Below are 22,304 nucleotides of genomic sequence, written 5' to 3'. Positions count from 1 at the left end.
TACCTGCTTCGCTGTAAGCGGGATGGCCCTGTTTGCCTTCTTCATCGGCTTCCTGCTCTTTGTGGATCACGTTGCAGGGCTTGAAACCCCCTCCCAAATTCCAGCAGCCGACGGCATCGTGGTGCTGACCGGCGGCGCTTCGCGCATGGAAACTGGCATGGAGCTCTTGAAGGCCGGCAAGGCCAAGCGGCTGCTGATCAGCGGCGTCAACCCCTCGGCCCGGATCGTTGACCTCAGGAGAGCGACGGGAGCCGACAGCTGGCTCTTCAACTGTTGCGTCGATATCGACCGCGTGGCGCTCAACACGATCGGTAATGCGCAGGAAAGCGCCAAGTGGGCGCTCGCCAACACCTACGGCAGCATCATTGTCGTCACCAACAATTACCACATGCCGCGCAGCCTCCTGGAAATGCGGCGCATCCTGCCCAACGCCGTGCTGAAGGCCTATCCGGTTGTGAACAATCCGCTCCAGGGCACGGCATGGATCAGGGACGCCGACGCTCTGCGTGTGCTTACCACTGAATATGTGAAATACGTCGCCGCGCTCCTGCGTACCGTGCTTCCGGCGGAAGCCGCTGCTTCCTACAACCAGCTTGCCGCAGTCGCCCGCAGCCATTGAGCGCAGGTCTGTTTTCCGCACATTCGCCTTGCCAAATCCCGTCGATGGGTTAACCAGCAAGCTACACGCCGACGCGCCCCCGCATTTCGGAAACAAGCTGCATGGTCATCATTCGCTCGCTGCTCTTCAACATAGCGTTTTACATCAACACGATTGGGCGGCTTCTCATTTCCCTGCCCTACTTCTTTTTCCTCCCCCGGGAAAAGACCTGGGAAGTTCCCAAGCGCTGGGCGCGTTCGAACGCGTGGCTCCATCGGATTCTCGCGGGTACGGATTTCCAGATCACCGGGATCGAGAACATTCCTGACGGACCGTGCATCATTGCGCCAAAGCACCAGTCCTTCTGGGATACCTTCACCTTCCTCCCCTATATTCGCGATGCCGTCTTCATCCTGAAGCGCGAGCTCACCTGGATCCCGCTCTTCGGCTGGTTCCTCAAGAAGATGGACATGATCGCGATCGATCGCGGCTCAGGCTCGAAGGCTCTCCGGCAGGCCGTGGCTGCAGGACGCGAGCGAATGAAAGAGGGTCGGCAGCTCATCATCTATCCCGAGGGAACGCGGCGTCCGCCCGGCGCCGAGCCAGTCTACAAGTACGGGATCGTTGAACTCTACTCGAAGCTGAACGTGCCGGTCGTGCCGATCGCGCACGTGGCCGGGCTCTACTGGCCTCGCCGCAAGTTCCTGCGCTTTCCGGGAACGATCCACGCTCGCGTGCTGCCGCCCATTCCGCCCGGTCTTTCGAAGGAAGAGTTTCGTGACCGCCTGATCCGCGAGACCGAAGCGGCCTGTGACGAGTTGCTGATTGAAGCAGCAATGTCCACCAATCCGCCGCCGCTGCCGGAAACCGCACGGAGGCGGCTTGCGGAGCTTGGCGTCAAGCTGCCGGCTCGGAAGTAACCCCTACGCGCGTTTCAGCCTTGCAGCTACCTGCTCGAGCCAATGGTCTCGGATGCCAAGCGCCTGCAGGTGCTCGACGGTGTTGAAGACGTAGTCTTCGTTCGGCCCGGCCTGCCCTACCGCGCCCGCAACGTGGGTTGCGGCTTCCTCTGCCATCAGCGCGCCCGCATATTGTTCGTGGCGACGGTCCACCACATAGGCGACACCCTGAACCGTGCCGCCGTTTTCCAGTGCCATCGGCAGCATGCGTTCGATATATACATTGGTGACAAGTTCACGCTCGCGAAGGTAGGCTATCACCTCGTCGTGCAGTTCACCGGGCACCCGAAAGGCCATCCCGATGCAGGAACCGCCCCGGTCCAGACCCAGCACAAGACCCGGCCTCGCGGGTGTTCCGCGATGCACATGGGAGTAGATGCACAGCGCCCGGCGATAACCGTAAACGCGCGCCTTCTGCGTCTCCACATGCGCAAATCCTGGCCGCCACATCAGAGAGCCATAGCCAAAGACCCAAAAATCGTTCATTTCGTTCTTACTTCTTGCCGCCAGGAAGGACAGCGATTCGCCTAGCGAGAGGACATCCATGTCGTCAAGCCCTCAAAGTGGACCAAACTATAGCCGCCGAGCCATGTGGCTGGCGATTGCGGTTGTCGCGGTTGGCCTGATCTACACCGGATTCTGGTACTATGGGGCGAGCATGCTGATGGACCGCGTGAATACATCGCTCGCTCGCCTCAATGCGGACGGGCGTCGCGCCAATTGCGAGGAACCTGACATCCACGGATATCCGTTCCGGCTTGGCGTGCGCTGCCGCAGCGTGTTCTACGAGGACGTGAAGGAAGGCCTGTCCTTCCGCGCGGAGCAAACTGAAACGGCTGCCAACATCTACGACCCGCGCCACGTGGTGATGAAGGTTGGAAGTCCGGCAACGGTCCACCTGCCCTTCCTTCCACCTGCAACCGTGCACTGGGACGGACTTGGCGCCAGCACAGAGCTTGCTCAGCCGTTCCCGACGCGCGTTTCGATCGCGGGATCGAACATCGAGCTTGCCCCCGAGGGAAGCGAAGATGATGCCCGGCCGGTCGCCCGCATCAGCGCCGGCGAACTCCATGCCCGTCAGGTGGAGCAGGATGTCGAGATCGCCACAAGCTTCCAGGAACTGAAGCTCAGCGAGGACGTCGTCGCGAACGTGCCTCCGCTCGAAGGTCGGGCGATGGTCGTGGTAAACGACGGTCTGACCATGATGATGGACCGCAATATCGCGCTGCGCGGCCAAAAGGGTGTGATCGAGGAGTTCGTGGTTGGCGTCGTGGGTCAAAAGGCCGGCATCTCAGTATCGGGCCCGATCGAGTTCGACAATGAAGGTCTGATGACGGCGCAGCTCAGGATCAAGGTCGATGACCCGGTCGGCACAGCCAAGATCCTGGCCGAGATCTTCCCGAAAGTGGCTGATCCAATCCGGTCCGCCACAGGGATGCTCACAGCCCTCGGCAATGCAGCGGTGGAAATCCGCGTCGTGCGCGGTGACGCGTTCCTTGGTTTCGTCCCGCTCGGCAAGATCCCGCCCGTCTGATCAGCTGATCAACGCATCTCTAGCAGGCGCTCGAGGTATTCGCGCTCGAGTTCAGGGCTTAGAGCATCGCCCAGACGGCGGCGGATGGCATCGAGGATTTCGCGCGCCCGCTGAATGTCGATCTCATCGGGAACATCGACGGAATCGCCGAAGTCGGGGCCGGTGGTTGCGCGCGGACGCCCCAGCGGGTCACGATCGGCACGTCCAGCGCGCTGACCCGGACCATCCTGGCCATCCTGACCCTGCTGCATGGCCTGTTGCATCTGCTGCATCATGTCCTGAGCGCCACGACGGAGCGCTTCCAGCGCGCGGCCCTGTTCGCCGGTTGCGCGTTGGCCTTCGCCTTCACCCAGCGCACCTTCGGCCTCGCCCATGGCTTCGCCAGCTTCACCGAACCCTTCGCCGGGCTCCATGCCCATGCCACGCAGTGCCTCGGTCAGCTCCTGGAGCTTGTCGCGGAGCTGGCCCTGACCTTCCTGCAGCTGGCGTAGCGCTTCAGCGAATTCTTCCGCGGTCATGCCCTGCCCCTGGCCAGGCTGCTGGCCCTGTCCTTGTTGCCCTTGTTGGCCCTGTTGTCCCCTTTGGCCTTGCTGGCCTTGTTGCCCCTGCTGGCCGCGCTGCTCGCGATCCATGCGGAACGTCTCATTCAAGAGCTCCTGCTGGCGGCGCATGATCTCGCCCAGCTGGTCCATCTGCTGACGCATTTGGGAATTCTGCTGGCCCTGCTGCCCCTGTTGGGGACGACCGGCCTGAAGATTGTTCATCATGTTCTGGAGCTGCGACAGGAGATCCTGCGCCTGCTCGCGGGCACCTGAACGGGCGAGATCCTCCAGCTGATCGAGCATACGCTCCAGATCCATCTGGTTCATCATCTGGCCTTCTGGCGCTTGCGCCAGGTCCTGGGGGTTCTGCATGGCCCGTTCGGCGAACTCGCGCAAGAAGTCGCGCATCGCCGTGCGAAGCTCGTCCATCAGGCGCTTCAATTCCTCGTCGGTCGCGCCGTTTTCAAGCGCCTGCTTCAGCGCTTCCTGCGCGTCGCGCAGACGACGCTCCGCTGCCGTCAGATCGCCATCCTCAATGATGAGCGCGATCTCCCAGAGATCATCAACAACGCCGCGCAGCGCCTCGTCATTGCGGGCAAAACCCAGGCGCGAGCGGATCGAGGACAGCAGCAGGAAGTGCGCGGGATTGGTGATGGTCTCATCCGCCCAGAGCAGGACGGCATCCATCATGGCCATGGTGCGGCGCTTCTGGTTTGCGTCGAGCGCCAGCACCTGCCGCTGCTCCACGATGGCGCGGGCGAGGCTGTTGGTGAAGGAGCGCTGCGGAAGCGTGAATGTCTTCGTCTCGCTTTCGCCCGTCTGCCCTGCGGCGTCAGTGGCGGTTAGCTTCAGCTCGACCTCGCGTCCCGCCCAGGGGTGCTCGGTCAGGTCCTTGGCCACCTTTGCCACGTTGTCCTTGCTGGAACGGCGCGGCAGGCTCAGCGGCATCTCGGGCGCGTCATAGAGCGGCTTGGCGTTCGGGTTCTCGTCAACAAGGCCGAACTGCGCCTCGGCCTTGGTCACCCCGTGGTCGTCCTGCACGAAATAGGAGAGTTCAAGCGCGCCGTTGGCGGCCCGACGCGGATCTTTCTCGAAGCGAATGACGGGCGGCGCATCCTGAATGATCTTGAAGTGCCAGGTGGAAAGTTCACGCGAACCATCGGCCAGCGTCACACTGCTTTCACCGACTAGTACCTGGGAAAACTGAGCCGCACCAGCGGTGCTGCCCTCCTCAGGCTCCACGACCTGCTGCTCACCATTGGCATCCGTCAGAGTCAGGTTCTCTTCGCCGGACCCGCTGCTGATACGCACCGACACCGTGCTGTTCTCGGGCACGGTGAATTCCTGCTTGTCGCGGTTCACGTCGGCCGTCAGGAACACGGGTGCACGTCCAGTATAGGGCGGCGGCGTTACCCATGCATCGATGCGGGCAGTGATGGCTTCCGATGAAGGTACCGGCGCATGGAAAGCATCCCGCACGCTTCCGCCATAAGGCCCAGTGGCATAGGCGGCGGCCACAACGAACAATAGCGCCACAGCCGCGCGCAGCGCGAACGGATCGCGTTCAGGGATGTTGGTACTTGGAAGATCGGCGTGGAGGGAGGCGAGCTTTTCCGCCATCCGCTTCTGGTGTTCGCGCCACAACGCATCGGCAAACGGATTCGAGACACCACTTGCGAGGCGATCAGTCTGCGTCGAAATCGGCGCGTGCTGGAGCTTGTTGGCGCCCTCGATACGTCGATCGATCTCTTCACGCTCGGGAAAGCGGAGATGCCGAAACGGAATCAGGGCCGCAAGTGCGGCAAGCCCCAGGACACCCAGCAAGATGAAACGGCCGACTTCCGGAACCATCCGGAAGACGCCGAACCAGGAGAGGCTCAGGAACAGGCCCAACAGCAGCACGAATGGCAGGAGAAGCGGCCAGAGCCTTTCAAGGGTCATCACGGCCCAGATTGCCGAGCGCGTGCGAGAGAGCCGGGCTCCCAGGCTACGCAATCGACCATCTGTGACGTGGATATCCTGCATTCTTTCGCCTTACCGTGGGGGGCGAAGCGTTCCACCCAATCCACAAAAGATAGTAACAATAGCGGCGAAGGCGAGGCGTGGGCTAGAGATTGTGGGCCGGAACCTTCACGATCGCGTCATGCCCACAGCAATAGCCGTCTGTCACCAACAATTCACGCTTGAATATCGGCCCATTCAGGATGACGGCGGAAAGCCACCACAACATAAGGGCACACGGGGCGGATCTTGAACCCGCGAGCACGCGCGTCATCCACAACATGGCGCACCAGTTTCTCGGCCACACCCTGGCCACGCCAGGCTGGTGGCACAAAGGTATGGTCCACAACAATCTCGTGCTCGCCGACCTTCACGTAGGTGAGTTCGGCCTCATCGCCATCGCGCGCGAGGACATAGCGGCCCTTGGTTCCAAAATCCTGCAGTTCAATATCGGTCAAAGTTTTCTCCTATGCCGGGTTGGCTTTGTCCTGCTTGAAGAAGCGAGATGCCGCAAGCACCTCTTCCTGGCGAAGCTCATGGCCTCCATCGTGCCAGACCAGTTCGGCATCAGCGTCTGAACCTGCAAGGCTTGCAGCCAGCTGCTCCGTCATGTGCGGCGGGCAAATCGGATCGTTACGGCCCGCCGTCAGCAGGAAGCGTGTCTTGATCGGTCCTTCGATCCGCGGCTCAAATGGGATCAGCGGATGCATCAGGATTGCCTGATCGAAGAGCTGCGGCTCGGCGAAGATCAACGAAGCGAGGATGTTCGCGCCGTTGGAATAGCCAAGCCCAAGCACTGCGCCCGGTTTTGCTGCTTCCACGTGAGCCTTCACAAAGCCCGCCATCTTTTCGGTCGCGCGCGCAAGATCCGCCATGTCGTAGACGCCTTCCGCGGTGCGTCGGAAGAAACGGTTTGCGCCGAATTCGCTCACATCGCCTCGCGGTGAAACGATCGCGGCCTCCGGCACAAGCCGTGCTCCCAGGGTAACGAACTGCGTCTCGTCCCCGCCGGTTCCATGGAAAAGGAACAGGAGCGGGGCACCTTCAGAAGCCGCCTTTTGAAAGTGATCGTAAGAATCAGTGGACATAGTCAAACTCCTGCTGCGTGAGGCATCATATGGGCGGCCAGCAGGATTGCGGAAGGGCCAATAGACTTGACGCACTGTCCAGCAAACCGAAACGAAGAAAGGCCCCATGCTTGCGCTGGGGCCTTCTCGCGAGGGGGATGCTATCCCTTACTGAACGTTGAGACGCATCTTGTCGCGCTGCTCAGCATAGGTCGCCTCATCGTATTCCGGCTGTGCTTCCAGCTGTTCCTTGGTGAACTGGGTGTAAAGATAGTGGTCGCCATCTTCGTCAGCCAGGAAGGCCAGGTTGTCCATGCCGACTGCTACCTGCTTCTCACCGATGCCGAGGAAGCCGCCAACGTCGATGATGATTGCGTCGACCTTGCCGTCGTCCGAGAGAACCACGTCACCGATTTCGCCAACGTTTTCGTCATCTGCGCCGTATACGGTGGTGCCGATCAGGTTGTCAGCGGTGATCTCACCGGCCGGAACTTCGGTCAGGGTGTTGCGGTCAACAGCCGTGGCGTCAGGGCGGGTGGAGGACGTCGTGGTGGACGTATCCGGTGTGCCCGTTACGGCCGGCGTATCGGACTGAGCCATGTTGGTGTTGTTCGCGTCCGGCGTCGCCGGAGCGTCCGTTGCTGCCGTGTCAGCCGGAGCTGCGGTGTCTGCCGGGGCCGGTGCATCTGCCGGAGCCGGTGCGGCTGCAACGGTGTCACCGCTGTTTGCGGGTGCGGCGCCAAGGTCAGATGCCGTTACCGGCGTGGTCTTGCCTACGTCAGCATCAGCCGGCATCGGCTTGAATGCTGAGCGGTCGAATTCTTCCTGAGCCTCGAGGGCGTCCTTCGTGGTCGCTACAACGATCCAGCGGTCGCCGTCGGCCTGGTCGGCCCATTCAATGAGATCGTATTCAAGAGCGACGTCCTTCTGGCCGATGCCGAGGAAACCGCCAACGCCGACGACGATCGCCTGTACGTCACCATCATCGCTGAGGACCAGATCGACAACTTCGCCGATCTTCTCGGCATCGTCGGAAGTGCTGTTATAGACATCCTCACCGATCAGGTTAGAAGCCAGCTGACCATCAGCATGCTTTACCATCGGGGTTTCGCTGCCGGTCGCAGCCGGAGCGTCGACTGGTGCGGCTGGGGTGGTCTGTGCGAATGCTGCACCGCTAACTAAAAAACTAGCAATTGCGGTGGTCGCCAAGAGATTGCGGATCATGTTAAAGTCTCCATGTGCAGTTGATCTGTACATGGCCGCGCATCCGACCCTAACCTGCCAGTGAAAATCGGGTGTGCGGCCACCACGGGGATACAACGCGACTTCCCTGAATGGGTTCCGTCACTAATTTTACTTAAAATAACGGAACTAAACTTCGCGCATGCGCAAAGCCGGTAAAGAAACGGCCGGCGCGCATAGGCGAACCGGCCTCATTGATAAACAATCTGTATGTTGATCTAGTTCTGGCCAGCCGGCGGCAGCTGGTTTGGATCCTGCGGGGTGGTCTGTTCCGATTGCTGGCCACTAGGGTTCAGTTCACGGGACTCGTCCTGTATTCCCTCGCCGTAGAGTTCCACCAGCGCCCAAACGATAGCGACCAGGATCAGTCCTCCAACCAGCACCATGAGCACCGGAGTGCCTCTCCGACCCTGACGAGCCCGGGTACCGGAAACATCCACCTCGTGATCCGGGGGGTTCTTGCGCGGATCAGGGTTGCCGTTGTCATACATCTTTTCTGCTCCGCTGTTCGAATTGTCTGTAGGCCGCGTACCCTCCCAGTCCGGCAAGGACCAGCAGCGCTGCGTTTGCGCCGAGCTTCTTCTTGCCAAGGAGCGCCGGGATTGCCGCGGCTGCGGATGCACCTGCGGCAAGCGTTGCATTTTCAGCCCTGCGCATGCGTTGCTGGCGTTGGTAGGCGCGCGCCGAGATCCTGTGCGCACCAAAAATGATCAGTGCCAGGAGGGCAAAGACGACTGCAAAACCTATGGCTGCCTGAACGGCGCCCCATCTGTAGGCAGCGGCTATATAGATCGCCACCACCAGAAAGATCAGGGCCAGCAATCCCGCGACGGCTGCCAGTGCGTAGGTAATGAGCGCTGAGCGCAGGCGTCGCTTCAAGTCGGAAGCTTCACCCGCCAGAAGTAGGGTGAGTAGCTGAGCCACAATGCCCGCCCCTTATCGATGAGAGATCAGCGCGAACAGATAACCAATGCCTGCGGCCAGAGCGATCGCAGTAAGAGGCTTTTCGCGAACCATCTCCGCCAGTTCTTCCTGATAATCTTCAGCCGTACCACGAAGCTGCTGTGCGCCTTCCTTGGCTGCCCTCTGCGCCGTTGAGACGGAGCGGCTGCCCAGTTTCTTCATGTGATCAGAAAGACGCGCGATATCTTCGCGAAGTTGCTTGATGTCATTCTCGACGGAGGGACCATTCTCCACATCGCGATCGAGGTCCTGATCAGCCGATGCTCGTGCGTCTGATGTAGCAGCCATAGCAATCTCCTTCTTGCATGATGGCTATCAACGCTCAGATCGGGTTGCGGTTCCCATTAGCCGGATAATACCAAGTATAAGGAAGAAATGCGGAGAGGATACTGACGCTTCGGGGGATGCGTCAGGCAACGATCGTGCTGGTAACCTGAGCAGTAACCGGATCCGGACCAAAATCGCCTTCGCCCGTGATGCCAAGAATATCCTGGAGTCGGGTCCGTGCGCGGCTGACACGGCTCTTGATCGTGCCCACGGCGCAGCCGCAGATTTCCGCAGCCTCCTCGTAGGAGAAGCCGGAAGCGCCGATCAGAATGATCGCCTCGCGCTGGTCCTCGGGCAGAAGCTCGAGCGCCTTGCGGAAGTCGTTCAGATCGGACGAGCCATCCTGGGCGGGGTGAACAGACAGGCGAGCGGTGATGGCGCCATCGCTATCTTCTACCTCGCGGCGACGCTTGCGCATCTGCGAGTAGAACTCGTTGCGAAGAATGGTGAAAAGCCATGCCTTCAGATTAGTACCGGGCTGAAAGCTCGACTGCTTGTCCCACGCCTTTACAAGCGTCTCCTGAACCAGGTCGTCTGCCCTGTCGGCATTCTTGGAAAGGGAAACAGCAAAAGCGCGCAGGGTTGGCACCGACGCAAGCAAACCGTCGCGGAAACTCTGGGAATCGGACATAGCCTTACTCCTCAGTCGCCGATTGAGGCAGTTCATGCTTTTCCAGTTCTTGAAGGAGCTTGCTAAAACGATCAGGGACGTCGGGCGTCAGCAGCTCGTCGTAGTACTGCTTCAATTTGCGTCCGATTTCCGAATTGTTGCCCAATGGGTCATTTGCGGCGATGTCCCGCCCAAGCCCCCGATTCTTGTCCGGATTTTTTTGATTCATACCGCTCACAGTAAGGTTCTCATCCTTGCCATTCAGCCACGATGATCGCAGCGGCTGTCAGCCTTGTCCCTAGATTCGAAGCACAACGATTTTTCACGAAGAATGTTCCAACTTGCGGAACTTTTTTTTTGCGCGCACGTTGGAGCAGCTCGTGTTCATACAAACTAGTTTTAAAACCGTTCGAGGGAGATAGAAAAAGCATGAGTTTGTCAGCGAGAATAGCCCCCCATCTGCCGTACCTGCGCAGATTTTCAAGGGCCGTCTCTGGCTCCCAGACAAGTGGAGATGCCCTCGTTGCCGCCACGCTTGAAGCACTGATCGCCGATACTTCGATTTTCCCGAACGTCTCCAACGACCGCATCGCCCTGTTCAGGCTCTTTGCGCAGCTCTTTGGAACCTTTGACGTCAGGGTTCCTGAAGTGCGGCCGACCACCGCGTGGGAGCAGCGGGCCGTGACGAACCTTTCGGCGCTTGCGCCGGAACCCAGACAGGCATTCTTGCTGGTTGCCGTCGAAGGCTTCAGCATCGAGGAAACCGCCGAAGTACTTGATACGGACGCGGCGCACGTGAACGAGCTCCTGCGGGAGGCAAGCGACGAAATTTCCCGTCAGGTGGCCACCGACATCATGATCATCGAAGATGAGCCGCTCATCGCGATGGACATCCAGAACATGGTCGAGGGTCTCGGGCACAAGGTTGTGGGTATTGCCCGCACCCACGCCGAGGCCACCGCGCTGTTCGAGAAGACCAAGCCGTCCATGGTGCTGGCCGACATCCAGCTTGCCGATGGCAGCTCGGGCATTGATGCGGTGAACGAAATCCTGTCCGCGACGCCGGTCCCGGTGATCTTCATCACCGCCTTCCCCGAACGTCTTCTGACCGGCGAACGCCCTGAACCGGCCTTCCTCGTAACGAAGCCCTTCAACCCGGACATGGTCAAGGCACTGATCAGCCAGGCTCTGTTCTTCGATCATCAGGCAAGAGCCGCTGCGGCTTAAACCTGCAAGGTTTGCAACAAACGGCCGCCTCCGGGCGGCCTTTTCTTTTCGTGCGAGCCGTGTCGGATCAGCCTAATGTACTAGCCGACAAATAAACGTCCACGGAACCATTATAGAAGCAAGGCGTTGATCTTCCGTAGATTTTGTTTGTGCAGTTCCACACGACTTATCGGTCAACGATCCACTGGAACTGCTAGGAGGTTAATATGCTTTACTGGGCTCTCGTATTCCTCGTCGTGGCCATCGTTGCCGGCGCGCTCGGCTTCGGCGGAATCGCCGGCGCATCCGCAGGCATCGCGCAGATCCTGTTCTATATCTTCCTGGTTCTGCTGGTTGTATCGCTGCTGTTCGGCTTCTTCCGCCGCGCTCGCTAAACAAAACGGGGATAAAAGGGAAGCAGCAGCGTAGCCACTTCCCTAAACAAGATCCGCGACCGCCTCGTTCTAGGCGGCGGTTGCAACCTGCAAAGCGCCAGGCCCGGGAACAGCACCTGGGGGGCACTTGCCGAGGATGATCATGCCAAGCACCTCATCCTCCGTCACGTCCGACGTCCTGGCCGTTCCGACGACCTGACCGTTCTTCATCACCACAATGCGATCCGCCAGGTCAAAAACATCGTGGATGTCGTGACTGATGAGGAAGATGCCGATCCCATCCGCCTTCAACTGACGCACAAGATCCGAAACCTGCGCCGTTTCCTGGGGCCCAAGTGCGGCCGTCGGCTCATCCATGATCAAAATGCGCGCGTTGAAGAGGATCGCGCGAGCGATCGCCACCGATTGCCGCTGACCGCCGGAAAGGCTGCTGACCGGCTCCTTGAAGCGCTGGAAACGCGGATTCAGGCGACCCATCACCCGACGTGTCGCCGATTCCATCGCGGCATCATCCAACGTCCCCCAGCGCGTTCTCAATTCGCGACCCAGAAACAGGTTGGCTGCCGCATCCACGTTGTCGGCCAACGCCAGCGTCTGGTAGATCGTCTCGATCCCGTAGCGCTTCGCGTCGCGCGGGTTGGCGATGTGCGCTTCTTCGCCCTGAACATAGATTGAGCCCGCATCGCGTTTGTAAGCGCCGGAAAGAATCTTGATCAGCGTCGACTTGCCCGCTCCGTTGTGGCCGACGAGCGCCACGACCTCGCCCGCGTTTAGCTCCACCGAGGCATTGTTGACCGCGTGAATGCCCCCGAAGGAGATCGAAATGTTGCGCAGTTCCACAAGAGGTACGTTGCCGGCGCTACTGTTGGTGTTCTCGGAAATCTCTGTCATCGGTTACACCTTCACGCGCTTGCGATAAATCGTATCGAGCCAGACGGCCACCACCAGCACCACGCCAACGACGATGTTCTGCAGCGGTGTATCCACGCCGAGCAGGATCATGCCGGTCGCGATCGACTGCATGAGCACTGCGCCGATCATGGCGCCCGCGATGGTGCCGACGCCGCCGCTCAGTGACGTGCCGCCAATGACGGCTGCAGCGATGACAAGCAGTTCATCGAGCGTGCCCATCGCGTTCGTCGCGGCATTGAGGCGGGCGCTTGAAACCGCCGCCGCGATCGCTGCCAGCACACCCATAAGAATGAAGATCTTCATCATCACCCAGCGCGTATTGATGCCGGCAAGTACTGCAGCCTCGGGATTGCCGCCGATCGCGAAGACATAGCGGCCAAAGCGGGTTCGCCGCGCGAGGAACGTCATGATCACGCCAACGCCTACCGCCATCAGCACGGGGATTGCGATACCGTGCGAGATGAACAGCCCGCCTTCCGGAATGGGGATGTTGTTGTCCTCCGCATAGCGGCGGGCGATCGCGGGCGGCAACGGATAGGCATTGACGACAGCGATGCAGGCCAGGATGAAGCCCGAGCCGACCACACCGAGGAAGACTTCCGCCCATAGCGGGCGCAGCGGGAAGTTGAAGCGGCGGCGCTGCCGTCGCGCCATCCACAGCAGCAGCACCAGAGCCACGCAGGCGACGATGCCGACGATCCAGCTCCATTGCGCGCCGATCGCGCCATTTGCGCCGCCGCCCATCAGGCGGAAGGTGGAATCAAGAGGTGCAACCGTTCGGCCGCTCGTTACCCACCAGGCAGAACCGCGCCAGATGAGCAGCCCGCCAAGCGTGACAATGAAGGCCGGGACGCCGAGATAAGCTATGATGAACCCTTGCAGGCCGCCGATCATGGCGCCAACGGCAATGCCCACGGCAAGAGCGATGATCCACGTGGCGGGATGTTCGAAGCCCAGAAACTGCGGCAGGAAACTAGCCTGCGTCACGCCCATGACCATGCCGACGAAGCCCAGAAGAGAGCCGACGGAAAGATCGATGTTGCGGGTTACAATCACCAAGACCATGCCGGTCGACATGATTGCCACTGAGGCCGATTGAACCGATAGGTTCCATAGATTGCGCGGGGTTAGAAACAATCCGCCAGACAGGATGTGAAATCCGATCCATATGATTGCAAGGGCACCCAGCATGCCCAACATTCGGGTATCGAGTTCCGTCGCCTTCAGGAAACGGGACACCATTCCACCCGATGTCACCGACGCGCGATCCTGCGCCGCAGCAAGGTCGGCCATCTGCACCTCCATACTCCTCGCGCGATCCCTCGTTGAATCGTGCGCGGGATGGCCGCAGGACTTACGCCCTGCGGCTTTTGAGCCCCCTCAAACGATTATCCGCAAACCTCGGTCGAGCCCGGCTTCACGCCTTGGCAGACAACGTCCTTGGACACCCAGCCGGCATCAATGACGACATTGAGGTTGTCCTTGGTAATCGGGACAGGCGCCAGGAAGACTGCGTTCATCTCGACGCCGTTGGGGCCGTCTGCCCATTTCACGACGTTGTCGATCTCTTCCATGGTTGAACCATCCGCGAGTTTGCCAGCGATCTGGGCAGCCGCCTTGCCGAGATCACGCGAGTCTTTCCAGACCGAGACGGTCTGAGTTCCCAGCGCGATGCGATTCAAAGCGGCATGATCCGCATCCTGACCGGAAACGGGGACCGACCCTGCAAGGCCCTGGGCTTCCAATGCTGCGATCGCACCGCCGGCGGTACCGTCGTTCGAGGCCACAACCGCATCGACCTTGTTGTCGTTGGCGGTCAGGAACTGCTCCATGTTGCGCTGGGCGTTGGCCGGCAGCCAGCCGTCCGTATACGCTTCGCCGACATTCTTGACCTTGCCGGAGTCCACGGCTTCCTTCAGCACTTCCATCTGGCCCGCAAACAGGAAGTCCGCGTTTGGATCAGCAGAAGAACCCTTGATGAAGACGTAGTTGCCCTCAGGCTTCACGTCGAAGACAGCCTTGGCCTGCAGACGGCCGACTTCCTTGTTGTCAAACGTCAGATAGAAGGCGTCCGGATTTTCGATCAGGCGGTCATATCCAACCACCGGAATGCCTTCGGCGACAGCCTTTTCAACGGCTGGTCCAATGGCGGAAGAGTCCTGCGCAAGAATGATCAGCGCATTCGCCCCCTGCGAAATAAGGGACTCCACATCGGTCAATTGTTTCGAAGCAGAGGACTGGGCATCGGCGGAAATATACTTGTTTCCGTCGGCCTCGATCTGGGCCTTTATTGCCGCCTCATCGGTCTTCCAACGTTCCTCCTGAAAGTTCGACCAGGAGACACCAATTGTCTTTCCTTCGGCAAGTGCAGCGGTGGACAAAGATAATGAAAGCGTGAGACCTGCCAGAATGGCAGTCATTGTAGTCTTCATGATTTCCTCCCGGCGCGAAATATACCTGCGGTAGAGTTTACCGCCTCCCTGAGCTATATTTTTCGAGCTCCGAAAAAATAAATGACTCAGGACTCCACTAGTGTCAATATGACAACGCGAAACGATGATGGCAGGCAATCATTCAGAATGACGACCGGAATACTGAAGGGCGGTATCAGACACGATGAAATGCGCAGGAGTAACAGGTCGCTGGTGATCGGGGCCGTGCGCCGGGCGGGAAAACTCTCTCGCACAGAAATTGCGGGCCTCACCGGACTCAGCCAGTCGACGATCTCTGCCATCGCTGCCGATCTCATCTCGGAAGGGATCATGCTGGAGACGGAGCACGCTTCCAGCACAGCCACCACCCGCCGCGGCAGACCGCAGGTTGCACTGACCCTCAATCCGGAAGCGGCGAGGGCCGTCTGCCTCTACCTTTCCTACAACCAGTTGCTCGCAGCAATTGTGGACTACAGCGGCGCCACCATCCGTTCCACGTCGCAAACGCTGGACACCCTGGCGCTTGGCCGTGAGGAACTGATCGACGCCGTCATGGGCGCGGTGCGCAACATCACCGACGGCCAAGGACAATTCATGCGGATCGTTTTTGCGTTTCAGGGTGTTACCGACGCACGGGCGAATGAGGTGTTATGGTCGCCCATCGTCTCGCACAGCAACATTCCGTTCGGCAGCCTGCTTGAGGACGCGTTCAGCGTTCCAGTCAGCGTGCAGAATGACTGCAACCTCATCGCCACCGCTCTGCACTGGAAGAATCCGGAACGCTACGGCAAGAATTTCCTGGCCGTCCTGCTCTCCCACGGCATCGGCATGGGCTTGATGTTGAACGGGCGCATCTTCACCGGCATCCGGTCTTCCGGAGGCGAGTTCGGCCACATGATCCACAAGCCGGACGGTTCGCTCTGCCGGTGCGGGCGACGCGGATGCATCGAGGCCTATGCGGGGTCCTACGCCATCCAGCGACGGGCGCAGGACGAGAACCTCCACGCGCCGCTAGCCGATACGCATGGCGCTGATCTGCAGTCGCTGCTCGCCACCGCTCGGGCGAGCGAAGGACCGGCGCGTCTGGCGTTCCGCGAGGCCGGGCAGGCTATTGGCTTCGGCCTCGGCAGCCTGTTCTCGCTGATCGACCCCGCCCCGGTGGCGCTGATCGGGCATGGCACGGCCGCTTTCGATATTCTTGAACCGGAGATCCGCACAGCACTCGCGCAGACGGCGGCTGGTGACATTGCGAGCGAGCTCGCTTTCGAAGTCTGGCCGGACGAGGTTCCGCTGATCCAGGAGGGAAGCGCGATGTCGGCGCTGATCAGCGTCGACCAGGACGTCTTTGGCCCTGGCCTGCGTATTCTGGGAGCTGAGCCTGAGGTCGTAGCCTGACTTTATGACTCACTGATCGAATAACCCGCTCCACGAATGGTTCGGATGACATCCGGCTGGTCACCAAGGTTCACCGACTTGCGCAACCGACCGATGTGCACGTCCACCGTGCGCTCATCGATGTAGATCGTCTCGCCCCAAACCTTGTCGAGCAGCTGTGCGCGCGAGAAGACGCGACCCGGATTCTGCATCAGGAATTCAAGCAGCCGGAATTCGGTCGGCCCAAGGTTCAGCTCCACGTCATCGCGGTAGACGCGGTGCGTCTCCCGATCGAGCGTGAGGCCGCCAACCTTCAGGACTGTCGAAAGGGTCTCGGGCTTGGCGCGGCGCAGAAGCGCCCGAACCCGCGCGATGAACTCGGCCGTCGAGAAGGGTTTTACCAGATAGTCGTCAGCTCCGGTGGTCAGGCCGCGAACGCGGTCGTTTTCCTCGCCCCGGGCCGTCAGCATGATGATCGGCAGGCGCTCGGATTCGGGTCGCTGGCGGACGCGTCGGCAAAGCTCGATGCCGGAGACAGCCGGCACCATCCAATCGAGCACCAGAAGGTCAGGCACGTGTTCCTGAAGGCGCAAGTCCGCCTCATCGCCGCGCGTGATAACCTCGACCTGATATCCTTCTGCCTCAAGATTGTAGCGCAGCAGGACGCACAGCGGCTCGTCGTCCTCGACGACCATGATTTTGGGTGCGATCATGATCCCTTCGTGCTCTCCATTCGGCTCAGTTCATCCTGCTTTGGCCTTCCTACGGGAAGCTGCTGGCCAGTCAGGATGTAATAGGCATTCTCGGCAATATTGGTCACGTGGTCTCCGACGCGCTCAAGGTTTTTCGCGCAGAACAGCAGGTGTGTGCAAGCCGTGATCTTCCTTGGGTCTTCCATCATGTAGGTAAGCAGCTCACGAAAAATCGAAGTGTAGAAGATATCGATCTTCTCGTCATTGTCCCTGAGTTCGACCAGATCTTCCGGACGCCTTGCCACGTAATGCTCGATGACCGCGTCCACCTGCTTCAGCACCAGATCGGACATGGACTGGATCGAGGCCGAAAGTTCCGGCGATATTGGCGTCTGGCCGACAGCCCCAACGCGCTTGGCGATGTTCTTGGCGAGATCACCGATGCGTTCGATGTCGGCTGCCATGCGGATCGTGCCCACCACAAGGCGAAGGTCCTGCGCCATCGGCTGACGCCTCGCGATCAAGGTAACCGCCCGGTCATCGAGGTCACGCTGCTTTGCATCCACCTCGCGATCATCGGTGACCACCTTCTGCGCCAGCTCTACGTCGGCCTCCAGCAGCGCCTGCGTAGCCCGTCTGATCATGGAACCGGAAAGTTCGTCCATCTCGCGCAGGAGCTGGTCGAGCTGCCGCAGCTCCTCATCGAACGAACTGACAATGTGTTGCGCCATGAGCTTTCCTCTCGAAGTGCGGACGGTCAGCCAAAGCGGCCGGTGATATAGTCCTGGGTACGCTTTACCTCAGGACTCGTGAAGATCTTCTCCGTGGGCCCCTCCTCCACCAGATTACCTAGGTGGAACATGGCCGTGCGCTGCGACACGCGCGCCGCCTGCTGCATGGAGTGCGTAACGATGATGATCGTGTAGTTTTCACGCAGCTCGTCGATGAGTTCTTCCACGCGTGCCGTCGCGATGGGATCGAGCGCCGAGCATGGCTCGTCCATCAGGATCACTTCCGGAGACACGGCAATGGCGCGCGCAATGCAAAGGCGCTGCTGCTGGCCGCCGGAAAGGCCGGTCGCCGTATCGTGCAGCCGATCCTTCACTTCATCGAAGAGGCCAGCTTTGCGAAGGCTTCGCTCCACGATCTCGTCGAGATCGGCCTTGGAGCGCACGAGCCCGTGGATGCGTGGACCGTAGGCGATGTTTTCGTAGATCGACTTCGGGAACGGGTTCGGCTTCTGGAACACCATGCCGACGCGTGCTCGCAGCTCCACCACATCCAGCGAGCGGTCAATGATCGACCTACCGTCGAGCTCGATCAGGCCATCGACACGGCTGCCCTCAATCGTATCGTTCATGCGGTTGAAGCAGCGCAGGAACGTGGACTTGCCGCAGCCGGACGGGCCGATGAAAGCGGTCACTGCCTTCTCCGGTATGTCGATCGAGACGTCATGGATCGCCTGCTTCTCGCCGTAGAAGACGTTGACGTTGCGGGCCTTGATCTTGACCGGCTGCGGTTCAAGGTCAGGCGTCCGGATGGTCGTGGAGGGAAGAGTGTAGAGGTCGGTGTCGACCGCTAGCTGACGTACGACCATGTTCATTTGCGTGAGGTCCTCGCGTAGCGCGTTCATCATTTGCGTCGCTCCAGCCTTGTCCTCAGATAGATCGCGATCGCGTTTAGCGCCAGCATGAGGGCGAGCAGCACGATGATCGCAGCTGAGGTACGGGCTTCGAAGAAGTTGCGGTTTTCATTGCCCTGCCAGAGGAAGATCTGCACCGGCAGCGCGGTTGATTGTTCGAAGGGTGTACCCGGAACAGCCGCCACGAAGGCGTTCATGCCGATCAGCAGCAGCGGCGCAGTTTCGCCCAGCGCCTGCGCAACGCCGATGATCGTGGCCGTCAGGACGCCAGGATAGGTGACCGGCAGGACGTGGTGAAACACTGTCTGCGTCTTCGATGCGCCAAGCCCAAGTGCCGCCTGCCGCAAGGAAGGCGGAACTGCCCTCAAGGCCGAACGGGTGGCGATGATGATCGTCGGCAGGGTCATCAGGGTCAGCACCAGTCCGCCAACGATTGGGGCCGAGAGCGGCAGGTGGAAGAAGTTGATGAAGACCGCAGCACCCAGAAGACCGAAGACGATCGAGGGTACTGCCGCGAGGTTGTTGATGTTCACCTCGATGAAGTCTGTGAACCGGTTCTTCGGCGCGAATTCTTCGAGATAGATCGCGCTTCCGACGCCCAAGGGTACCGCCAGCACGATCACCACCAGCATCATGTAGAGCGAGCCCATGAAGGCTCCGGCCAGTCCGGCACTGGCAGGTGCCGAACGGGAGTCCACGTTGGTGAAGAGGTGCCAGGCGAAGGCGAAGCGGATGGTGCCTTCCTCCAGCAGCCTGTCGGCCAGCGCCCGCGCCGGTGCCGAAAGCTGCTGCTGCGCGTCGGGCAGGTTACGGTCGATATTCCCCTTCAGCCAGTTGTCGGCATTGGCCGATGCCAAAAGATTTACAGTGACCGTCTGCCCCAGCAGTCCGGGATCGTTCACGAACATGTCGCGCAGTTCGTAACGGCCATTGGTCTCGATGATGGAAAGCGCCTGCTTCGTGTCGATTTCCACGTCGGGTGCCGCCTTGCGGATGGCTGCCTTGATCACGCGGTTCCAGTTGACCATCGTCACCTGCCGCTCCCAGGCAAGCTGCTGCTTTTCCAGTTCGGCGGGAGACTGCCCCGGCTGCGGTTGCGGGCGTTCGGGAACCTTGATGATCTCGGGGTCGAAGAAGATTTCGAGCTCAACGTTCGCCTGCCAGAAGGCCGGGACGCCCTTGTAGAGGATCATCCCGAAGAGGATCGCCACGGCAGTAAGCGCGGCGCAAATTGCGGCAATGCCATAAGCGCGGAAGCGGCGCTCACGTGCGTGGCGTTTGGCGATCCCGGCGCGGATGGTGGAATGTTGCCGCTGCTGCGGAAGAGAGGAAGACGTGTCACTCATCTATTCATACTGCTCCCGATAGCGGCGGACGATAAAGAGTGCTGCGATGTTGAGCACGAGCGTCATGGCGAAAAGCGTAAGGCCCAACGCAAAGGCAACCAGCGACTGCGGCGAGCTGAAATCCGTATCGCCCGTCAGCTGGTTCACGATGGTGACGGTGACCGTCGATACGGGCTCGCCCGGGTTCAGGCGCAGGTAGGGGCTGTTGCCCGCTGCCAGCACCACGATCATGGTTTCGCCGATTGCTCGGCTGACGGCCAGCAGTACGGCGCCAACAATGCCTGGAAGCGCTGCCGGAAGGATGACGCGCCTGATCGTTTCGGACTCGGTTGCACCAAGGCCGAGCGACCCGTCGCGCAGGGCGCGCGGCACCTGACGGATCACGTCATCGGAGAGCGACGAGATGAAGGGAATGATCATCACGCCCATGACGATGCCAGCCGTCAGCGCACTCGTTGCGCGGATGTCCAGCCCGAACATGGCTCCCAGTCCGGCCAGCGCAGGCCCCACGGTGACGAGCGCAAAGAAGCCGTAGACGATGGTGGGTATGCCCGCCAGAACCTCGATCATCGGCTTGATGATGTTACGGGTCTTGGGCTTCGCATACTGCGTCAGGTAGACGGCTGTCATCAGGCCGATCGGGAGGGCCACGAGGATCGCGATGGTTGCGATCATGACCGTACCCCAGAGCAGCGGCAGCAGGCCGAAGTCACCCGAGCCAGTGCCAACGCTCGAGAAGCGCGGGTTCCATACCGTGCCGAAGAAGAAATCGACGGGGCTTACAAAGGTGAAGAAGCGCAGCGCTTCACCCAGGAGCGAAAGCACGATGCCAAGGGTGGTCAGGATCGCGACTACAGAGCATCCGATCAGCAGATAACGGATTATCCGTTCGACCTCGTTGCGGGCACGGAAACGCGCGCTGATGCGGTTTCTGGCGAGATAAAGGCCGATCGCGCCCGTGCCGAAGGCGCTCGCAAGAACAACTGCCGATGTAAGGGTCCGGAAACGTGTGTTGGCCGTCGCCGTACCGAAGAGAGCCCAGAGGCCAAGGATGAGCAACGCCGGGACGATCGCCCAGATCGCCACCAGCGCGCCATGATAAATCGGCTTGGAGTGCAGCCGGCCCTCAACCTGGGCCAGCCTACTGCTGCGCGACCAGCCGGTCTGATAGGCGAAGCCAAGCAACAGAAGAAGCACAAGGGTCACGAGCATGGAGTTCATGCTGGAACCTCGCTAAAGGGACGGGATGAAATCATTTGCATCCACTTCGCCATATTGGGAGGCGGTCGGAGCAATCCGTTGATTGCCCCGACCTCGCCATCTAGTTCAGTTCCGCAGCCGTGACCGCCTTGCGGTTCTGGAAGTTCTGGAGGATTTCTCCAGTTTCCTCCGCTGGGGCCGGGATCAGTCCGGCAGCCTCAAGCGTGCCGCCCGCACCCGCCATGCCTTCGGACAGGAAGAACTCGACATATTCCTCGATGCCCGGAACCGTGCCGATGTGCTCGCCCTTCACGTAGAAGAAGAGCGGGCGTGATACGGGGTATTCACCGGAAGCGATGGTCTCGAGCGAAGGGGTCACACCGGAGACCGAGGCGACCTTCAGCGTGTCGCGGTTCTGCTCGTAGAAGCTCAGACCGAAGACACCGACCGTGTCCGGATTGCTTTGCAGGCGGGCGAGCGTTTCGGTGTAGTCGCCGGCGATCTCGACCACCACGTCCTGACGTACGTTCAGGCAGGCTTCCTTGGGCGCATCGGTTGGCAGTTCTGCCGCCTTGCATCCTTCGGCGAGAACCTTTTCCTCAAACACTTCGCGTGTGCCGTGGTTTGAAGCCGGGATAGCAAGAGCAATCGGCTGGTCGGGCAGCGAAGCGTCAATTTCTTTCCAGGACTTGTAAGGATTGTCGACCAGCTTGCCATCAACCGCCACCTGCGCGGCAATCGCCTTGAAGATGTGTACCGGCTCGAGCGCAAAGTCGGCCTTGCTGGCGCTCGACGCGAAGACGATGCCGTCGTAGCCAATCTGGACTTCAAGGATCTCGTTCACGCCGGCCTTGTTGCAGGCCTCAACCTCGGAAGCGCGGATGCGGCGCGAGGCGTTGGCAATGTCGATCGTGTTGTCGCCGACGCCCTGGCAGAACTGGCGAAGACCGCCGCTCGAACCGCCAGAACCGACGACAGGGGTTTTGAACTCGGGGAATGCATTGCCGAATTCCTCGGCAACGATGCTGGCGAATGGCAGAACGGTTGACGATCCAGCGATCTGGATCGTGTCGCGCGTCTGCGCCCCTGCGGATGAAGTCATGGCGGCGATCGTAAGGGAAGCCGCTGCGGCCGCGAGGGAAAACTTCGTCATTGATCATCTCCTGTCGGAACCATCGCCATCTGGCGACGCGACGGGCAATAACGCGCTTATGTAACAGCTGCATGACAGTGACACGGGACCGAGTTTTTTCTTCGGCGAG

25 protein-coding genes are annotated in these 22,304 nt (G+C 60.4%); 6 read left to right on the top strand and 19 right to left on the bottom strand.

The window, feature by feature from the left end:
* Positions 1–22 precede the first annotated feature (22 nt).
* A complete protein-coding gene (locus IEX27_RS07410; protein WP_188720306.1) occupies positions 23–619 on the top strand; it encodes a YdcF family protein in 597 nt (198 codons plus the stop codon).
* Positions 620–720: 101 nt separating this feature from the next.
* Positions 721–1,518, top strand: coding sequence for a lysophospholipid acyltransferase family protein (locus IEX27_RS07405; protein WP_188720305.1), 798 nt, complete (start codon positions 721–723; stop codon positions 1,516–1,518).
* Between the two features lie 3 nt (positions 1,519–1,521).
* Here IEX27_RS07405 and IEX27_RS07400 read toward each other — a convergent pair whose 3' ends face one another.
* Entirely contained in the window at positions 1,522–2,043 is a 522-nt protein-coding gene (locus tag IEX27_RS07400; protein WP_188720304.1) for a gamma-glutamylcyclotransferase, read from the bottom strand.
* 58 nt (positions 2,044–2,101) lie between these two features.
* Here IEX27_RS07400 and IEX27_RS07395 point away from each other — a divergent pair, with 58 nt between their 5' ends.
* Positions 2,102–3,091, top strand: a complete 990-nt coding sequence (locus IEX27_RS07395; RefSeq protein ID WP_188720303.1) for a DUF2125 domain-containing protein — start codon at positions 2,102–2,104, stop codon at positions 3,089–3,091.
* A gap of 8 nt (positions 3,092–3,099) precedes the next feature.
* On the opposite strand, the gene IEX27_RS07390 is transcribed toward IEX27_RS07395, so the two are convergent.
* From IEX27_RS07390 to IEX27_RS07350, 9 genes are all read right to left on the bottom strand, one after another.
* Positions 3,100–5,658, bottom strand: a complete 2,559-nt coding sequence (locus IEX27_RS07390) for a TIGR02302 family protein (RefSeq protein WP_188720302.1) — start codon at positions 5,656–5,658, stop codon at positions 3,100–3,102.
* A 152-nt stretch (positions 5,659–5,810) separates the two neighbouring features.
* Positions 5,811–6,092 (bottom strand): GNAT family N-acetyltransferase, encoded by a 282-nt coding sequence (locus IEX27_RS07385; RefSeq protein WP_188720301.1) that lies wholly within the window; start codon positions 6,090–6,092, stop codon positions 5,811–5,813.
* Positions 6,093–6,101: 9 nt separating this feature from the next.
* A complete protein-coding gene (locus tag IEX27_RS07380; protein ID WP_188720300.1) occupies positions 6,102–6,722 on the bottom strand; it encodes an alpha/beta hydrolase in 621 nt (206 codons plus the stop codon).
* 147 nt (positions 6,723–6,869) lie between these two features.
* The gene (locus IEX27_RS07375) at positions 6,870–7,925 is read right to left on the bottom strand and encodes a PRC-barrel domain-containing protein (RefSeq protein ID WP_188720299.1); all 1,056 of its coding nucleotides are present in this window, start codon (positions 7,923–7,925) and stop codon (positions 6,870–6,872) included.
* Positions 7,926–8,161: 236 nt separating this feature from the next.
* Complete coding sequence (locus IEX27_RS07370) at positions 8,162–8,434, bottom strand: hypothetical protein (protein WP_188720298.1); 273 nt, start codon at positions 8,432–8,434, stop codon at positions 8,162–8,164.
* Positions 8,427–8,867: a hypothetical protein gene (locus IEX27_RS07365; RefSeq protein ID WP_188720297.1), complete on the bottom strand. Its 441-nt coding sequence runs from the start codon at positions 8,865–8,867 to the stop codon at positions 8,427–8,429. The genes IEX27_RS07370 and IEX27_RS07365 overlap by 8 nt, the downstream gene beginning before the upstream one ends.
* A gap of 12 nt (positions 8,868–8,879) precedes the next feature.
* Entirely contained in the window at positions 8,880–9,194 is a 315-nt protein-coding gene (locus IEX27_RS07360) for a hypothetical protein (RefSeq protein ID WP_244630266.1), read from the bottom strand.
* Positions 9,195–9,315: 121 nt separating this feature from the next.
* Positions 9,316–9,864: a sigma-70 family RNA polymerase sigma factor gene (locus IEX27_RS07355; protein WP_188720296.1), complete on the bottom strand. Its 549-nt coding sequence runs from the start codon at positions 9,862–9,864 to the stop codon at positions 9,316–9,318.
* 4 nt (positions 9,865–9,868) lie between these two features.
* Positions 9,869–10,072 (bottom strand): NepR family anti-sigma factor, encoded by a 204-nt coding sequence (locus tag IEX27_RS07350; RefSeq protein ID WP_188720405.1) that lies wholly within the window; start codon positions 10,070–10,072, stop codon positions 9,869–9,871.
* A gap of 200 nt (positions 10,073–10,272) precedes the next feature.
* Here IEX27_RS07350 and IEX27_RS07345 point away from each other — a divergent pair, with 200 nt between their 5' ends.
* Together IEX27_RS07345 and IEX27_RS07340 are read left to right on the top strand one after the other, a co-directional pair.
* Positions 10,273–11,070 carry a response regulator gene (locus IEX27_RS07345; RefSeq protein WP_188720295.1) on the top strand — a complete coding sequence of 266 codons (798 nt, stop codon included), beginning with the start codon at positions 10,273–10,275 and terminating at the stop codon, positions 11,068–11,070.
* A 206-nt stretch (positions 11,071–11,276) separates the two neighbouring features.
* Positions 11,277–11,444, top strand: coding sequence for a DUF1328 domain-containing protein (locus IEX27_RS07340; RefSeq protein WP_188720294.1), 168 nt, complete (start codon positions 11,277–11,279; stop codon positions 11,442–11,444).
* A gap of 69 nt (positions 11,445–11,513) precedes the next feature.
* Here the strand turns inward: IEX27_RS07340 and IEX27_RS07335 are convergent, their stop codons facing one another.
* From IEX27_RS07335 to xylF, 3 genes are all read right to left on the bottom strand, one after another.
* Positions 11,514–12,335 carry an ATP-binding cassette domain-containing protein gene (locus IEX27_RS07335; protein WP_188720293.1) on the bottom strand — a complete coding sequence of 274 codons (822 nt, stop codon included), beginning with the start codon at positions 12,333–12,335 and terminating at the stop codon, positions 11,514–11,516.
* 3 nt (positions 12,336–12,338) lie between these two features.
* Positions 12,339–13,649: a sugar ABC transporter permease gene (locus IEX27_RS07330; RefSeq protein WP_188720292.1), complete on the bottom strand. Its 1,311-nt coding sequence runs from the start codon at positions 13,647–13,649 to the stop codon at positions 12,339–12,341.
* 95 nt (positions 13,650–13,744) lie between these two features.
* Complete coding sequence (xylF, locus tag IEX27_RS07325; protein WP_188720291.1) at positions 13,745–14,788, bottom strand: D-xylose ABC transporter substrate-binding protein; 1,044 nt, start codon at positions 14,786–14,788, stop codon at positions 13,745–13,747.
* Between the two features lie 147 nt (positions 14,789–14,935).
* On the opposite strand from xylF, the gene IEX27_RS07320 reads away from it, so the two are divergent.
* Positions 14,936–16,183 (top strand): ROK family protein, encoded by a 1,248-nt coding sequence (locus IEX27_RS07320; protein ID WP_244630265.1) that lies wholly within the window; start codon positions 14,936–14,938, stop codon positions 16,181–16,183.
* 2 nt (positions 16,184–16,185) lie between these two features.
* On the opposite strand, the gene phoB is transcribed toward IEX27_RS07320, so the two are convergent.
* From phoB to IEX27_RS07290, 6 genes are all read right to left on the bottom strand, one after another.
* Positions 16,186–16,875 (bottom strand): phosphate regulon transcriptional regulator PhoB, encoded by a 690-nt coding sequence (phoB, locus tag IEX27_RS07315; RefSeq protein WP_188720290.1) that lies wholly within the window; start codon positions 16,873–16,875, stop codon positions 16,186–16,188.
* Complete coding sequence (gene phoU / locus IEX27_RS07310; protein WP_188720289.1) at positions 16,872–17,585, bottom strand: phosphate signaling complex protein PhoU; 714 nt, start codon at positions 17,583–17,585, stop codon at positions 16,872–16,874. The genes phoB and phoU overlap by 4 nt, the downstream gene beginning before the upstream one ends.
* 26 nt (positions 17,586–17,611) lie before the next feature.
* Entirely contained in the window at positions 17,612–18,457 is an 846-nt protein-coding gene (gene pstB, locus IEX27_RS07305; protein WP_373869868.1) for a phosphate ABC transporter ATP-binding protein PstB, read from the bottom strand.
* Between the two features lie 29 nt (positions 18,458–18,486).
* Positions 18,487–19,842, bottom strand: a complete 1,356-nt coding sequence (gene pstA / locus IEX27_RS07300) for a phosphate ABC transporter permease PstA (RefSeq protein ID WP_188720288.1) — start codon at positions 19,840–19,842, stop codon at positions 18,487–18,489.
* Positions 19,843–21,063: a phosphate ABC transporter permease subunit PstC gene (gene pstC / locus IEX27_RS07295; RefSeq protein WP_188720287.1), complete on the bottom strand. Its 1,221-nt coding sequence runs from the start codon at positions 21,061–21,063 to the stop codon at positions 19,843–19,845.
* 100 nt (positions 21,064–21,163) lie between these two features.
* The gene (locus IEX27_RS07290) at positions 21,164–22,195 is read right to left on the bottom strand and encodes a substrate-binding domain-containing protein (RefSeq protein WP_188720286.1); all 1,032 of its coding nucleotides are present in this window, start codon (positions 22,193–22,195) and stop codon (positions 21,164–21,166) included.
* Positions 22,196–22,304: the final 109 nt, after the last annotated feature.

Source organism: Nitratireductor aestuarii, from assembly GCF_014641695.1.
Lineage (GTDB): Bacteria > Pseudomonadota > Alphaproteobacteria > Rhizobiales > Rhizobiaceae > Chelativorans > Chelativorans aestuarii.
Note: the sequence above shows the minus strand (reverse complement) of the source record. Positions and strands in the feature narration are given on the sequence as shown.

What these genes read in the sequence shown, in the direction of transcription:
- IEX27_RS07370 (WP_188720298.1), bottom strand. Translation starts at nt 8,434, where the DNA reads ATGTATGACAACGGCAACCCTGATCCGCGCAAGAACCCCCCGGATCAC.
- IEX27_RS07330 (WP_188720292.1), bottom strand. Translation starts at nt 13,649, where the DNA reads ATGGCCGACCTTGCTGCGGCGCAGGATCGCGCGTCGGTGACATCGGGT.
- IEX27_RS07335 (WP_188720293.1), bottom strand. Translation starts at nt 12,335, where the DNA reads ATGACAGAGATTTCCGAGAACACCAACAGTAGCGCCGGCAACGTACCT.
- IEX27_RS07355 (WP_188720296.1), bottom strand. Translation starts at nt 9,864, where the DNA reads ATGTCCGATTCCCAGAGTTTCCGCGACGGTTTGCTTGCGTCGGTGCCA.
- IEX27_RS07345 (WP_188720295.1), top strand. Translation starts at nt 10,273, where the DNA reads ATGAGTTTGTCAGCGAGAATAGCCCCCCATCTGCCGTACCTGCGCAGA.
- IEX27_RS07290 (WP_188720286.1), bottom strand. Translation starts at nt 22,195, where the DNA reads ATGACGAAGTTTTCCCTCGCGGCCGCAGCGGCTTCCCTTACGATCGCC.
- IEX27_RS07375 (WP_188720299.1), bottom strand. Translation starts at nt 7,925, where the DNA reads ATGATCCGCAATCTCTTGGCGACCACCGCAATTGCTAGTTTTTTAGTT.
- pstB (WP_373869868.1), bottom strand. Translation starts at nt 18,457, where the DNA reads ATGAACATGGTCGTACGTCAGCTAGCGGTCGACACCGACCTCTACACT.
- pstA (WP_188720288.1), bottom strand. Translation starts at nt 19,842, where the DNA reads ATGAGTGACACGTCTTCCTCTCTTCCGCAGCAGCGGCAACATTCCACC.
- phoU (WP_188720289.1), bottom strand. Translation starts at nt 17,585, where the DNA reads ATGGCGCAACACATTGTCAGTTCGTTCGATGAGGAGCTGCGGCAGCTC.
- IEX27_RS07395 (WP_188720303.1), top strand. Translation starts at nt 2,102, where the DNA reads ATGTCGTCAAGCCCTCAAAGTGGACCAAACTATAGCCGCCGAGCCATG.
- IEX27_RS07390 (WP_188720302.1), bottom strand. Translation starts at nt 5,658, where the DNA reads ATGCAGGATATCCACGTCACAGATGGTCGATTGCGTAGCCTGGGAGCC.
- IEX27_RS07405 (WP_188720305.1), top strand. Translation starts at nt 721, where the DNA reads ATGGTCATCATTCGCTCGCTGCTCTTCAACATAGCGTTTTACATCAAC.
- IEX27_RS07340 (WP_188720294.1), top strand. Translation starts at nt 11,277, where the DNA reads ATGCTTTACTGGGCTCTCGTATTCCTCGTCGTGGCCATCGTTGCCGGC.
- IEX27_RS07360 (WP_244630266.1), bottom strand. Translation starts at nt 9,194, where the DNA reads ATGGCTGCTACATCAGACGCACGAGCATCGGCTGATCAGGACCTCGAT.
- IEX27_RS07410 (WP_188720306.1), top strand. Translation starts at nt 23, where the DNA reads ATGGCCCTGTTTGCCTTCTTCATCGGCTTCCTGCTCTTTGTGGATCAC.
- IEX27_RS07350 (WP_188720405.1), bottom strand. Translation starts at nt 10,072, where the DNA reads ATGAATCAAAAAAATCCGGACAAGAATCGGGGGCTTGGGCGGGACATC.
- IEX27_RS07320 (WP_244630265.1), top strand. Translation starts at nt 14,936, where the DNA reads ATGACGACCGGAATACTGAAGGGCGGTATCAGACACGATGAAATGCGC.
- phoB (WP_188720290.1), bottom strand. Translation starts at nt 16,875, where the DNA reads ATGATCGCACCCAAAATCATGGTCGTCGAGGACGACGAGCCGCTGTGC.
- pstC (WP_188720287.1), bottom strand. Translation starts at nt 21,063, where the DNA reads ATGAACTCCATGCTCGTGACCCTTGTGCTTCTTCTGTTGCTTGGCTTC.
- xylF (WP_188720291.1), bottom strand. Translation starts at nt 14,788, where the DNA reads ATGAAGACTACAATGACTGCCATTCTGGCAGGTCTCACGCTTTCATTA.
- IEX27_RS07380 (WP_188720300.1), bottom strand. Translation starts at nt 6,722, where the DNA reads ATGTCCACTGATTCTTACGATCACTTTCAAAAGGCGGCTTCTGAAGGT.
- IEX27_RS07400 (WP_188720304.1), bottom strand. Translation starts at nt 2,043, where the DNA reads ATGAACGATTTTTGGGTCTTTGGCTATGGCTCTCTGATGTGGCGGCCA.